Genomic DNA, 13,632 nt, shown 5'->3' on the forward strand with positions numbered 1-13,632 from the left:
CCCGCGCCATCGGCGCGCTGCCCACCGCCCAGGCCGGCCAGATGGCCCCGCTTCCCACATCGCGCTACATCCTTCCTCAGTACGAGGAGCGCACCGCCTATGGCATGAAGCGGCAGGATCCGTACACCAAGCTCTTCGAGGATCGGATCATCTTCCTCGGAGTCCAGGTGGATGACGCCTCGGCCGACGATGTCATGGCGCAGCTCCTGGTCCTGGAGTCCCAGGATCCTGACCGCGACATCACGCTGTACATCAACAGCCCCGGCGGCTCGTTCACGGCGCTGACCGCGATCTACGACACCATGCAGTACGTCAAGCCGGAGGTCACGACCGTGTGCCTCGGTCAGGCGGCTTCGGCCGCCGCGGTGCTGCTGGCGGCGGGAGCTCCGGGCAAGCGGCTCGCGCTGCCCAACGCCCGCATCATGATCCACCAGCCGGCGATGGGCGGCCAGGGCGGCGGCCAGGCCTCCGACCTCGAGATCCAGGCCAACGAGATCATGCGCATGCGCGAGTGGCTCGAGGAGACCCTGGCCTTCCACTCCGGCCGCACGAAGGAGCAGGTCAGCACTGACATCGAGCGCGACAAGATCCTCACTGCGAAGTCGGCGCTGGACTACGGCCTGGTCGACCAGGTGCTCGAGTCACGCAAGGTGCCCCGGGCGCAGCTCCCCAAGTGATCGCGCGCTGTCCCGGGCCCGCCCCGCGGCTCGGACTGCACTGAAGGCATGACCGTCGGCCCCTGAGCGCTCACCAGCGCGGTCAGGGGCCGACGGCATGCACCCGCTCGGCATCCCGGGGCGCGTCGCCCACCGCGTCAGGACCGTGTGCGCGGTACCGTGGTGAGCGTCCGCGGGCCCCGAGCCGCGACCCGTCGGATATGTGGAAGAACCGCTGACGGCCTGATGAAAGGACACGGACATGGCGCGTACGAGCGATGGGTCCGACGTGTTCAAGTGCTCCTTCTGCGGGAAATCGCAGAAGCAGGTCGAACGCCTGATCTCCGGCCCCGGTGTGTACATCTGCGAAGAGTGCATCGAGCTGTGCAACGAGATCATCGCCGAGGAGATCCAAGCCGCGCAGCCCGCGTCCCAGGATGAGAAGCCGCTGCCGGCACCGAAGGAGATCTTCGACTTCCTCGAGGAGTACGTCGTCGGCCAGGAGCCCGCCAAGCGCGCGCTCGCGGTCGCGGTCTACAACCACTACAAGCGGGTGCGCGCCCAGGACGCCGAGGAGTCCGCGACCCCGGCCAAGAGTGCCGCCGCGAGCCTCGCCGAGGACTCGGACGGCGAGCAGGACCGCATCGAGGTCGCCAAGTCCAACGTGATGCTGGTGGGCCCCACCGGTTGCGGCAAGACCTACCTCGCCCAGACCCTCGCCCGGATGCTCGACGTCCCCTTCGCGATGGCCGACGCCACGGCGCTCACCGAAGCCGGGTACGTCGGCGAGGATGTCGAGAACATCCTGCTCAAGCTGCTGCAGGCCGCTGACTATGACGTCAAGAAGGCCGAGCGCGGCATCATCTACATCGACGAGATCGACAAGATCGGCCGCAAGTCCGAGAACCCGTCGATCACCCGCGACGTCTCCGGCGAGGGAGTCCAGCAGGCGTTGCTGAAGATCCTCGAGGGCACGGTCGCCGCGGTGCCGCCGCAGGGCGGGCGCAAGCACCCCCACCAAGAATTCATCCAGATCGACACCACGAACGTCCTGTTCATCGTGGCCGGCGCCTTCGCCGGCATCGAGGACATCATCGGCTCGCGCATCGGCAAGCGCGGCATCGGCTTCGGCTCCCACCTCCACACCGCGCTCGAGCAGGAGGAGATCTACACCAAGCTGCTGCCTGACGACCTGCTGAAGTTCGGGCTGATCCCCGAGTTCATCGGCCGCCTGCCGGTGATCACGAGCGTGACGAACCTCGATCGCGACGCGCTGATCACGATCCTGACCGAGCCCCGCAACGCGCTGGTCAAGCAGTTCCAGAAGATGTTCGCACTGGACGGCGTCGAGCTCGACTTCGAGCGCAGCGCTCTGGAAGCGATCGCCGACAAGGCGATCGAGCGCCAGACGGGAGCGCGCGGCCTGCGCGCGATCCTCGAGGAGTCCCTCCAGCCGGTGATGTTCGAGGTCCCCTCGCGGGATGACGTGGTCAAGGTCGTCATCACCGAGGGCGTCGTCACCCAGGCGCGAGCCCCGCTGATGCTGACCGGCAAGGACGCGGACCACGAGAGCGGACGCCCCCGCCAGGAGCGCACGGCATGACGGGTCCGGACTCGATCCCCGGCGACGTGGACCCCGCGGTGGCCCACGCCCGGGAACTGCTGCTGGAGGAGCGGCGGAGCATCGACAACATCGATGCCGCGCTCGTGCATCTGCTGGCCGAACGCTTCTCCCACACCCAGAGGGTGGGCGTGCTCAAGGCTGAGCACGGGCTGCCTCCCGCTGACCCGTCCCGTGAACGCGAGCAGGTCGCTCGCCTGCGAGACCTCGCGGACCAGGCAGGCCTGGACCCCACCTTCGCCGAAGCCTTCATGCGCTTCATCGTCACCGAGGTGATCCGCCACCACGAGCGGATCCGCGATCAGGGCCCGACCGAGATCTGAGCCCGCACCCTCCGGTTCTCTGCACCAGGTTGATAGCATGGCCGGCATGGCTCGCATCACGTTCCTCGACTGGCCGGTGGTCCGGCAGCTCCGTGGGGCGGATCCGACGGGCCGCGGCACCTCGGTCACCTCGGCGAGGACCCGGGACACCGCCCCTCGCACCGGCTCGGCCGATGGCGTAGCGGACAGCATCTGCCCGTACTGCGCAGTCGGCTGCGGGCAACGGGTCTTCCACAAGGACGGCAAGGTCATCCAGATCGAGGGGAACCCGGATTCTCCGGTGTCCCGCGGCCGCCTGTGCCCCAAGGGCGCGGCCAGCCAGCAGCTCGCGAACTCCTACCTGCGACAGACGAAGGTGCGCTACCGCCGCCCGTACGCCACCGAGTGGGAGGACCTCGAGCTCGACACAGCGATGGACATGATCGCTGATCGCTTCATCGCCTCCCGCCGCAAGCACTGGGAGGACGAGGACGACCAGGGCCGGCCCCTCAAGCGCACGATGGGCATCGCCAGCCTCGGCGGCGCGACCATCGACAATGAAGAGAACTATCTGATCAAGAAGTTCTTCACGGCCGCGGGTGCCATCCAGATGGAGAACCAGGCCCGCATATGACACTCCGCCACGGTTCCCGGTCTGGGAGCCTCGTTCGGTCGTGGCGGTGCCACGCAGTCCGTCCAGGACTTCGCCAATGCGGACCTCATAGTCATCGAGGGCTCGAACATGGCAGAGGCCCATCCGGTCGCCTTCCAATGGGTGATCGAGGCGAAGAAGCGCGGCGCACGGGTGATCCATGTGGATCCTCGCTTCACCCGCACCTCTGCGAATGCTGATCGGCACATCCCGATCCGTGCCGGCACCGACATCGTGCTGCTCGGCGGCGTGATCCGGCATGTGCTCGACAACGAGCTGTACTTCAAGGAGTACGTCCAGGCCTACACCAACGCCTCGACGATCATCTCCGAGCAGTACGCCGACCCCGAGGACCTCGACGGCCTGTTCTCCGGCTACCACGCCGACAGCGGGACGTACGACAACAGCGCCTGGGCCTATGCCGGGGACGAGGACAGCATCGCGCGCGGCATGCCGGAGCGGGACGAGACCCTCCAGCACCCGCGCACCGTGTTCCAGCTGCTGAAGCGCCACTATGCGCGCTACACGCCCCAGATGGTCCAGGACACCTGCGGCATCTCCCCGGAGGATTTCGAGCACCTCGCGACCTCGATCGCGGAGAACTCGGGGCGAGAGAAGACCACGATGTTCGCCTACGCACTGGGCTGGACCCAGCACCAGGGCGGAGCGCAGATGATCCGGACCTCCGGCATCCTGCAGCTGCTCATGGGCAATATGGGGCGCCCGGGCGGAGGCATCATGGCGCTGCGCGGGCACGCCACGATCCAGGGCTCGACCGATATCCCCACGCTCTACCACATCCTTCCCGGCTACCTGCCGATGCCGAAGGTGGGCCAGGACGACTTCGCGGAGTTCACCCGCGCCATCGGGAAGAAGGAGCAGAAGGGCTTCTGGGCGGACGCGGACATCTACACCGTCAACCTGCTCAAGGCGTGGTGGGGCGAGCACGCGACCGCCGAGAACGACTGGGGCTACCACCACCTGCCGAAGCTGACCGGCGCGCACGGCACGTACCAGACCACGATGCGGATGCTCGAGGGCGGGGTCGACGGATTCTTCCTCTTCGGCCAGAACCCGGCTGTCGGCTCCGCGAACGGCCGGCTCCAGCGCCTGGGCATGTCGCACCTGGAATGGATGGTGGTGCGGGACTTCTACATGATCGAGTCCGCCACCTGGTGGCGGGACGGCCCGGAGATCGAATCCGGGGAGCTCACCCCGGAGCAGATCGCCACCGAGATGTTCTTCCTGCCGGCTGCGAACCACACGGAGAAGGCGGGCTCCTTCACCCAGACCCAGCGCATGGTGCAGTGGCGCGACCAGGCGGTCGAGCCACCGGGCGACGCCCGCAGCGACCTGCAGTTCATGTACGAGCTGGGCTGCCGCATCCGGGAGAAGCTCAAGGACTCGACCGACCCCCGTGACCGGGCGATCCTCGAGCTCACCTGGGATTACCCGGTCAACGAGCACGGCGAGCCGGACGCCGAGGCGGTGCTGGCGGAGATCAACGGCCGTCATCTCAGCGGGGAGAAGGCCGGGCAGCCGCTCGCCTCCTTCGGCGAGATGAAGGGTGATGGCTCCACCCTCGGCGGCTGCTGGATCTACACCGGGGTCTATGCGGACGGCGTCAACCAGGCACGGCGCCGCCGGCCGGGACAGGACCAGGACGAGACCGCCGCCGAATGGGGTTGGGCCTGGCCGGCGAATCGTCGGATCCTCTACAACCGAGCCTCGGCCGACCCCCAGGGCCGCCCGTGGAGCGAGCGGAAGAAGCTCGTGTGGTGGGACGAGGAGGCCGGCAGCTGGACCGGTCATGACATCCCCGACTTCCCCCTCACGAAGCGCCCGGACGATCCTGGCGACCCGAGCCAGGGCGGCGTCGCGGCGCTGTCCGGCACGGATGCGTTCACCATGCAGTCCGACGGTCGCGGCTGGCTGTTCGCTCCCACCGGGATGGTCGACGGCCCGATTCCGACGCACTACGAGTCGCCGGAGTCGAACATCCGCAACCCGCTGTACGCGCAGCAGTCCAACCCCACCAGGGTCACGTTCCAGGACGAGGACAACCTCAGCTCGCCTGGAGCGATGGGCGCAGGCGGCGAGGTCTACCCGTACGTGTTCACCACCTACCGGATCACCGAGCATCACACGGCCGGCGGCATGAGCCGCTTCCTGCCCTATCTCGCGGAGCTGCAGCCCGAGATGTACTGCGAGGTCTCTCCGGAGCTCGCCGCAGAAGTGGGCCTGGAGCCCTACGGCTGGGCGACGATCATCTCGGCGCGCAGCGCGATCGAGGCGAAGGTCCTGATCACTGAACGGATGAAGCCCCTGCAGGTGGGCGATCAGGTCGTCCACCAGATCGGGCTCCCGTTCCACTGGGGGCAGGGCACCGAAGCGATCGTCCGCGGTGACGGCGCCAACGACCTCATCGGGATGAACCTCGACGCCAACACCCAGATCCAGAACAGCAAGAACAACTCCTGCACCCTCATTCCAGGGCGCCGGCCCCGGGGCCCGGAGCGCGGGGAGCTGGTGGAGTCCTACCGTCGCCGTGCCGGGCTGATCATGTCGGAGGATCCGGCGGTGGACGGTGCCGCGGGCGCCCCGGGTGCCGGTCCGGCCGATGGTTCCGTCCCGCACGAGGTGCGAGGTCCGGAGGAGGCCAGCGCGGTGCCCAGCGGAGAACGCTCGATGAAGGAGATGAAGGATCGATGAGCCTGCTCTCAGGACCTGAGGGACCCGCCGCGGATGCCGGCTGGGAGCACGAGCACGAGCGCAAGGGCTTCTTCACCGACACCTCGATCTGCATCGGCTGCAAGGCCTGCGAGGTGGCGTGCAAGGAGTGGAACCGCAACCCCATCGACGGCAACCTGGAGATCCTCGGCTCGAGCTACGACAACACCGGCGAGCTCGGGGCCAACACCTGGCGCCACGTCGCGTTCATCGAGCAGAGCCAGGAGCGCATCGAGGAGGCTCGCGAATCGGGCCGCAAGCTGGTCAGCCTCGGCATGCCCGGGATCGGCCCGAAGTCCTCGGGCACCCGCGGCGCGCTGCCCGCCGGTGACCTCTCCTCCTCGGACCTCACCCCACCGGACACCCCCGAGTTCCGCTGGCTGATGTCCTCGGACGTCTGCAAGCACTGCACCAATGCCGGCTGCCTCGACGTCTGCCCGACCGGTGCGATCTTCCGCTCCGAGTTCGGTTCCGTGGTGGTGCAGGAGGACGTCTGCAACGGCTGCGGCACCTGTGTGAGCGCCTGTCCCTTCGGTGTCATCGAGCGCCGGGACGACGGGACCATCTCACCGTTCGCGCACCGCGAGGACAAGGTCGAACGCATGGGCACGGCCAGCAAGTGCACGCTGTGCTACGACAAGATGGTCGACGGGCAGGAGCCCGCCTGCTCCGCGACCTGCCCCACCCAGTCGATCAAGTTCGGTGATCACCCCGACCTGACCGCAGAGGCGCAGCAGCGGGTCACCGATCTCCATGAGCGCGGCATGACCGAGGCACGCCTCTACGGCGCGAACCCGAAGGACGGCGTGGGCGGCACCGGATCGGTGTTCCTGCTGCTGGACGAGCCCGAGGTCTACGGCCTCCCGCCGGACCCGCAGGTGCCCACCAAGTCGCTGCCGCAGACCTACGCCACCGCGGGGATCGCCGCCGCGGGCATGATCGCCGCCGTCGCCCTCTCCTTCCTGGGATCACGCCGATGAGCATCACCGATTTCGACGCGGACCGTCCGCCGCAGCCGCCGCGCCGACGCCGCCGGGGCGGGGGCCGCCGGCGACGCAGCCTGAACGAGGTCGGCATGGGAGACGGCTCCCGCGAGGGCGCCGTCGTCGAGGACGTCGAGTTCACCCGCTCCGACGAGTTCGACTCCTACTACGGCCGGCCCGTCGTGAAGGCCCCGCCGTGGAAGGGGCCGATCGCGATCTACCTCTTCCTGGGCGGGGTCGCCGCCGGCTCGGGGATGCTGGCCTTCGGGGCGCAGTGCACCGATCGCCCGGTGCTGCGGCGCAATGCTCGCCTGACCGCGCTGGGCACGGTGGGGCTGGGCACCCTCGCCCTGATCGAGGATCTGGGACGCCCGGAGCGCTTCTTGAACATGATGCGCACCGTCAAGGTGACCTCCCCGATGAGCCTGGGCACCTGGATCGTCGGCGGGTTCGCCAGCTTCTCCGGCGTCCTCGGCGCGCTCGAGGTGGACCGCATGACGGGGCAGCGGCTCCCGCTCGGCGTGCTGCGCCCTCTGCTGGGCGCTGCGGAAGTCCCCGCCGCACTCGCGCAGGTGGCCCTCGCTCCGGTGCTGGCCTCGTACACGGGCGCGCTGCTGGGCAACTCCGTGGTGCCCACCTGGGAGGCCGGCCGCGGCCACCTCTCGTACCTCTTCGTCTCCTCGGCGAGCCTCGCCGCAGGCGGCGCGGCGATGGTCACCAGCCCCGTCGCGGAGACCGGGCCGGCGCGTCTGCTGGCCACCGCCGGGGTGGTCGGGGATGTCGTCTCCATGAACCGCATGAAGGAGTCGATGCACCCGCTGGAGGCCGAGCCGCTCGAGACCGGGCGGCCCGGGACCATGCTGAAGTGGGCCGAGCGTCTCGCGATCGCCGGTGGCATCGGCACCGTGCTGGGCGGCCGCAACCGGTGGATCGCCGCGGCGAGCGGGGCCGCCCTGCTGACCTCCTCGGCGCTGACCCGCTTCGGGGTGCTCCATGCCGGGCTCGAGTCGGTCAAGGACCCCCGCCGCGTCATCGAGCCGCAGAAGGCGCGCCTGGCGGCGCGCCGTGCTTCCGGCATCACCGACGACTCGATCAGCACCTCCGGCTGAGCCCCCGCAGAGGGAAGGTCAGCGCACGTCGATGCCGGACCCCTCGACGGTCTCTCCGATGATCGGGTAGCCGGGGACCTCACCGATCACCAGCAGACCGCCTGAGGTCTGGGCGTCGGCGAGCAGCAGCAGATCCTCCTCGCCGATGCCGGCGCCCGCGCGCACGTCCTCGCGCACCCAGTCGAGGTTCCGCCGCGTCCCACCGGAGACGTATCCGTCGCGCAGCGCCTCGGCGGCGCCCTCCACCAGCGGCACCGCAGCCCGGTCGATCACCATGCCCACCCCGGAGGCGCGGCCCATCTTGAACAGGTGCCCCAGCAGACCGAAGCCGGTGACGTCGGTCGCCGCCTTCGCCCCTGCGGCAAGAGCGGCCTTCGAGGCATCGCGGTTCAGCTGCGTCATCGTCTCGATGGCGGCGCTGGAGACCTCGCCGGTGGACTTGTGACGATTGTTCAGCAGGCCCACCCCGAGCGGCTTGGTGAGGGTGATCGGCAGTCCCGCCTCGGCGGCGTCGTTACGCAGCAGGCGGTCCGGATGCGCGGTGCCGGTGACGGCCATGCCGTACTTCGGCTCCGGGTCATCGACAGAATGCCCGCCGATCACCGGAACACCAGCCTCCTTCGCGATGGCGAGGCCGCCGGCGAGCACCTCCTGCAGCAGCTCGTAGGGGAGCACCGAGCGGGGCCAACCCACCAGATTGATCGCCACCACCGGGTCGCCGCCCATCGCGTAGATGTCCGAGAGGGCGTTGGCGGCGGCGATGCGCCCCCAGTCGAAGGCGTCGTCCACCACGGGGGTGAAGAAATCAGCGGTCGAGAGCACGGCGATCTGCCCGTTCTCGCCGATCCGCACCGCCGCGGCGTCATCACCGTCCTCCAGGCCGACGATCACCTGCTCGTACTGCTGACCGGCGAGGGTGGAGACGACCTCCTCGAGCTCGCCCGGCGGGATCTTCGAGGCGCAGCCGCCGCCGTGCGCCATGGTGGTCAGTCGGATCGCGGGCTGGGCCACAGGACGGATCGGGGAGTCGCTCATGGGCCGAGCCTACTGGCCTGTCCGGGTTCGGTGAGGGAGTCGTCCCAGGTCCGGCGGTGATAGTTTGGGCCGCGGAGGCGTACGTGTCCTGGTGGGCGCCCCGGTCTTCAAAACCGGTGAGACCGAGCATCTCGGTCTGGCGGGTTCGATTCCCGTCCGCCTCCGCCATGCATTCGCCGCCCCCGCGGGCGGCACCGCCCCGTCGGCCCCTGGAGGTCCCGTGCCCGTGCCCCCGCAGCCCGGCGAGGAGAGCACGGACCCGCGCCGTCGGATCCCGCGCACCGACCAGCTGCTGGCCCATCCCGACATCGCAGCCGCAGCGGCGACGATGAGCGAACGCGTGGTGGTGGGCATCGTGCGCGCGGTCCAGGACCGCGCCCGGGCGGGAGAGATCACCCCGAACAGGTGCAGGAGCAGATCCTCGCCGCCCTCGGCGATCGTCCCGCCGCGTCCCTGCGCCCGGTCCTGAACGCGACCGGTCATCGTCCACACCAACCTCGGCCGGGCGCCGCTGTCTGCGGCCGCGCGCACAGCGCTGCAGGATGCCGCCGGGTACACCGACGTCGAGTTCGACCTCGGCTCCGGGGCCCGCTCCCGCCGCGGCGCCGGGGCGCGGGCGGCGCTGCTGGCCGCCTGCCCCGAGGCCGAGGACGCGCTGGTCGTGAACAACGGGGCGGCCGCCCTGCTGCTGGCCGTCACAGCACTGGCCGGGACCGGAGAGGTGGTGCTCAGCCGAGGGGAGATGATCGAGATCGGTGCCGGCTTCCGCCTGCCGGACCTCATCACCTCGACCGGCGCGCGCCTCCGCGAGGTCGGCACGACCAACCGCACTCACCTCGCCGACTACACAGGAGCGATCGGCCCCGGGACCGGCTGCGTGCTGCGCATCCACACCAGCAACTACCGCGTCATCGGCTTCACCTCCGAGGTGGCCCTGCGCGAGCTCGCCGGCCCCTGCCGGGAGGCCGGAATCCCGCTGATTGCGGATCTCGGCAGCGGCCTGCTCGCCCCCGAGCCACAGCTGCCGGACGAACCCGACGCCGCCACCGCCCTGCGCGACGGCGCGGATCTGGTCATCGCCTCCGGCGACAAGCTGCTCGGCGGCCCGCAGGCCGGGATCCTGCTGGGCGACGCCGAGGTCATCGCGCGCCTCGCCCGGCACCCCCTGGCCCGGGCCGTGCGCGCGGACAAGCTCACCCTCGCCGCGCTCGAGGCGACCCTCACCGGGCCCCTTCCCCGGTGCTCGAGGCGCTGCGCCAGGACTCGGTCACGCTGCGTGAGCGCACCGAGAGCCTCGCCGGACAGATCGGCGGGCGCGTGATCGCCCACGAAGGCCGGGTCGGTGGCGGGGGAGGAGCCGAGGTCCCGCTGCCCGGCTGGGCGCTCGCCCTCGAGCCCGAGCTCGCGGCCCCGCTGCGCACCGGCGAGCCGGCGGTCGTCGCCACCGTGCGGGACGGTGACTGCCTGCTGGATCTGCGCTGCGTGCCCGTTGCCGAGGATGAGCGTCTCGTCCGGGCGGTGACCGCGGCCCGCGAACGCCTGCAGCAGAATTCTCGATGATGCAGGTCATCGCCACCGCCGGCCATGTCGACCACGGCAAATCAACCCTCATCCGAGCTCTCACCGGGATCGAGCCGGATCGGCTCGACGAGGAGAAGCAGCGCGGGCTGACCATCGATCTCGGCTTCGCCTGGACCGCGCTGCCCTCGGGCCGCGAGGTGTCCTTCGTCGACGTCCCCGGTCACGAGCGGTTCCTCGGCAACATGCTCGCCGGCCTCGGCCCCGCCCCGATCGTGTGCTTCGTGATCGCGGCGGATGAGGGCTGGCAGGCGCAGTCCTCCGACCACCGCGACGCGATCGCGGCACTCGGCATCGACCAGGGCCTCATCGTCGTCACCCGCGCGGACCTCGCCCCCGACCGGGTCGAGCAGGTCATCGCCGAGGCCCGCACGGAACTGGCGCGGACAGGTCTCGCCGGTGCGCCCGCCGTCGGCGTCTCCGCAGTCACCGGCCAGGGCCTGGACGAGCTGCGGGACCTGCTCGACACCGTCACCCGCAACGCCCGTGCACCGGCGACCGATCAGCGCGTGCGCCTGTGGGTGGACCGCGCCTTCTCGATCTCCGGGGCAGGCACCGTGGTCACCGGCACCCTCACCGGCGGCATCCTGCGCCGCGAGGACCGCCTCGCACTGTGCAGCGCTGATCGCAGCGCAGAGGTCGTGGTGCGCGGCCTCCAGAGCCGGGGCGGATCGCTCGAGCAGCTCGGGCCGGTCAGCCGTGCCGCGGTGAATCTGCGCGGAGTGAGTACTGAGGAGATCGGTCGCGGCGACGTGCTGCTCACCCCGGACGCCTGGGAGCTCGTGCATCTCCTGGACGTGCGCCGCAGCACCGGGGCGTTCCTCGAGGATGCCCCGCAGCAGCTGGTGGCCCACATCGGCACCGCCGCGGTCGGGGTGCGCGTGCGCCCGCTGGGTCCCGACCACGCACGCCTCACCCTGGACCGCCCGCTCCCGCTCCAGCTCGGGGACGACCTGGTGCTGCGCAGCAGCGGCAGCCACTCGGTGCGCAACGGCGTGCAGGTGCTCGATCTCGACCCGCCCTCCCTCGAGCGGCGCGGTGACGGCGCGCGGCGACGCGTCGTGCTCGAGCAGATGCCGCTCGGCGGCGACCTCGCCGTCGAGGTGCGGCGCCGCGGCGCGGTGCGTGCCTCCCTCCTCCTCCGCTACGGGATGACGTTGCCGACCCCGCTGCCGGAGACGGTGCACCGACACGGCGACTGGCTGGTGGATTCGGAGGCGAGGGAGGGCTGGACGCAGCAGCTCGGCACGCTCGTCGCCCAGCACCGTCGAGCCGATCCGCTCACCGCCGGGCTGCCGCGCAAAGCCGCGATCGATGCACTCGCGCTGCCCGACGAAGCGCTGCTCGACCTGGTCGTGGCCGCTGCCGGACTCACCCAGCACGAGGGTCGGGTGCGCGATGCGGACTCGGGCCAGGATCTCGGCGCCGCCGAGACCGGCGTCCGCACGCTCGAGGAGCGACTCGCCCGATCACCCTTCGCCGCGCCGGAGGCCGACGATCTCGCCGCGCTGGGACTCGGGCCGAGAGAGCTCGCGGCAGCAGCCGCGCAGGGACGGCTGCTGCGCCTGCCGGACGAGGTGATCCTGCTGCCCGCGGCGCCCGCGCTGGCGATGCGCGTGCTCGCCGCGCTGCCGCAGCCCTTCACCACGAGCGAGGCCCGGCAGGCGCTCGCGACCACTCGCCGAGTCGCGATCCCGCTGCTCGAGCATCTCGACAGCCGCGGCTGGACTCGCCGCCCGGATCCCGGCCACCGCGAGGTCATGCGCTGAGCTGTGCATTGAACCGGGCGGAGCACCATGTGCCGGGCCGTCTCCCGCCCTGCCTCAGCGCTGCGCGGCGAGCCAGTTCTGATGAGCGCCGAGCAGAGCGTTCTGCGCCTTGCTGTGATCGATCGGGGTCAGCAGCGAGGAGGTCGGGGATTCCCAGACCGCCCTGACCTCGACCTGCCGGCCGTCACGCAGCTGGGCGATCACGACGGTCCGGGGCTGCCGGGCGGGGAGGCAGCAGCTGGTGGACCTGCTCCCAGCGCAATGACTGCGGAGCCTTGAGCGCCCCGCACCAGCTGAAGCCCTGAGCGTCGATCCGCAGCCCAGAGCGCTGTACGGCCCAGAGGATGAACACGCCCGCGCCGATCGCCAGCAGCGAGGGGAGGAACAGCATGAGGAAGCCGGCACTCTCCAGGACCCACGTCAGGATGATCGCCGTGATGCCGGCCGCGATCCCGATAAGGATGACGAAGGGTCCGACGGCGTAGTTCACCTTGGCGGCGACGCTGCGGATGGTGATGCTCAAGAGGGTTCTCCGACGTGAGAGGGCACGGGCCTGGCCACACTAGTGTCCCGGTGCTGGGCCATCGGAACCATATCCACCGCCGAGTTCGGCTTCGTGGTGGGTGGGAATCTCGCCCTCTGGCTCAGCGCGACCGCTCCGGCCGGGTGGGCTCAGCGCCCGGACTCGGGGTTCTGCGCAAGCCACTGCTGATGCGCCCTGATCACTGCGGCACCGGCCCGTACTTACCACGGATGAGGGCCGGTGCTGTCCCCGGCGCTCTGCGTCTTCCGCAGCGGCGAGATCGGCACCATGGAGCCGTCCCGGAGCCACAGCAGCACCGAGTCGCCGGGCTCGTGCATCCCTGGGACCACCACCTGGTGGACCTCCTCCCAGGGCACGAAGCCGCGAGCTCCGAGCATCGTGGACCAAGTGACCCCGCGGGCATCCAGACGTGCGCAGGCCCGGCGGGCGAGCAGGAACAGGGCGGCCCCGGCCCCGATCACCAGCAGTCCGAGCAGCACCACGAGCACGGCACCCAGCACCTCACCCCGGAGGATCAGGGCCACGGCGAACAGCGCCGTGAAGACACCGACGGCGACGATCGCGGCACCGGCCCACATGAGTCCGGAGCTGGTTCCTGCCCGGACGGTGGCGAAGCCCATTGGGTTTCCTTTCGCCGCGCCGGCTTCTCAGCT

General features: G+C 70.3%; 11 protein-coding genes, 1 tRNA gene and 1 pseudogene. 9 read left to right on the top strand and 4 right to left on the bottom strand.

The genetic code is table 11. The features are described from left to right. Positions 1-41 precede the first annotated feature (41 nt). The 6 genes from H3H54_RS05905 (at position 42) to nrfD (ending at position 8,053) form a co-directional block, all read left to right on the top strand. Entirely contained in the window at positions 42-677 is a 636-nt protein-coding gene (locus H3H54_RS05905; RefSeq protein WP_262426413.1) for an ATP-dependent Clp protease proteolytic subunit, read from the top strand. 241 nt (positions 678-918) lie between these two features. Then, on the top strand, positions 919-2,259 hold the full coding sequence (gene clpX / locus H3H54_RS05910; protein ID WP_262425900.1) for an ATP-dependent Clp protease ATP-binding subunit ClpX: 1,341 nt from the start codon (positions 919-921) through the stop codon (positions 2,257-2,259). Continuing rightward, positions 2,256-2,600: a chorismate mutase gene (locus H3H54_RS05915; protein WP_262425901.1), complete on the top strand. Its 345-nt coding sequence runs from the start codon at positions 2,256-2,258 to the stop codon at positions 2,598-2,600. The genes clpX and H3H54_RS05915 overlap by 4 nt, the downstream gene beginning before the upstream one ends. A 46-nt stretch (positions 2,601-2,646) precedes the next feature. Next, entirely contained in the window at positions 2,647-5,943 is a 3,297-nt protein-coding gene (gene fdnG / locus H3H54_RS05920; protein WP_262425902.1) for a formate dehydrogenase-N subunit alpha, read from the top strand. Then, positions 5,940-6,941 carry a 4Fe-4S dicluster domain-containing protein gene (locus H3H54_RS05925; protein WP_262425903.1) on the top strand — a complete coding sequence of 334 codons (1,002 nt, stop codon included), beginning with the start codon at positions 5,940-5,942 and terminating at the stop codon, positions 6,939-6,941. The genes fdnG and H3H54_RS05925 overlap by 4 nt, the downstream gene beginning before the upstream one ends. Then, positions 6,938-8,053, top strand: a complete 1,116-nt coding sequence (nrfD, locus tag H3H54_RS05930; RefSeq protein ID WP_262425904.1) for an NrfD/PsrC family molybdoenzyme membrane anchor subunit — start codon at positions 6,938-6,940, stop codon at positions 8,051-8,053. Before H3H54_RS05925 ends, nrfD begins: the two co-directional genes overlap by 4 nt. Positions 8,054-8,071: 18 nt before the next feature. Here the strand turns inward: nrfD and selD are convergent, their stop codons facing one another. Continuing rightward, positions 8,072-9,088, bottom strand: coding sequence for a selenide, water dikinase SelD (gene selD, locus H3H54_RS05935; protein WP_262425905.1), 1,017 nt, complete (start codon positions 9,086-9,088; stop codon positions 8,072-8,074). A 73-nt stretch (positions 9,089-9,161) separates the two neighbouring features. Here selD and H3H54_RS05940 point away from each other — a divergent pair. From H3H54_RS05940 to selB, 3 genes and pseudogenes are all read left to right on the top strand, one after another. Next, positions 9,162-9,256 (top strand) — tRNA-Sec (locus H3H54_RS05940). A gap of 58 nt (positions 9,257-9,314) precedes the next feature. Continuing rightward, a pseudogene (gene selA / locus H3H54_RS05945) lies at positions 9,315-10,648 on the top strand (L-seryl-tRNA(Sec) selenium transferase). After that, positions 10,648-12,435 (top strand): selenocysteine-specific translation elongation factor, encoded by a 1,788-nt coding sequence (gene selB / locus H3H54_RS05950; protein ID WP_262426414.1) that lies wholly within the window; start codon positions 10,648-10,650, stop codon positions 12,433-12,435. The pseudogene selA and the gene selB overlap by 1 nt, the downstream one beginning before the upstream one ends. A 54-nt stretch (positions 12,436-12,489) precedes the next feature. Here the strand turns inward: selB and H3H54_RS05955 are convergent, their stop codons facing one another. The 3 genes from H3H54_RS05955 to H3H54_RS05965 all read right to left on the bottom strand — a co-directional run bounded on the left by H3H54_RS05955 (position 12,490) and on the right by H3H54_RS05965 (position 13,599). Then, on the bottom strand, positions 12,490-12,639 hold the full coding sequence (locus tag H3H54_RS05955) for a hypothetical protein (RefSeq protein ID WP_262425906.1): 150 nt from the start codon (positions 12,637-12,639) through the stop codon (positions 12,490-12,492). Beyond that, positions 12,620-12,958, bottom strand: a complete 339-nt coding sequence (locus H3H54_RS05960; RefSeq protein WP_262425907.1) for a hypothetical protein — start codon at positions 12,956-12,958, stop codon at positions 12,620-12,622. Before H3H54_RS05960 ends, H3H54_RS05955 begins: the two co-directional genes overlap by 20 nt. Before the next feature lie 221 nt (positions 12,959-13,179). After that, positions 13,180-13,599, bottom strand: a complete 420-nt coding sequence (locus tag H3H54_RS05965) for a hypothetical protein (RefSeq protein ID WP_262425908.1) — start codon at positions 13,597-13,599, stop codon at positions 13,180-13,182. Positions 13,600-13,632: the final 33 nt, after the last annotated feature.

Origin of the sequence: Brachybacterium sp. Z12 (genome assembly GCF_014400405.1) — a bacterium.
Lineage (GTDB): Bacteria > Actinomycetota > Actinomycetes > Actinomycetales > Dermabacteraceae > Brachybacterium.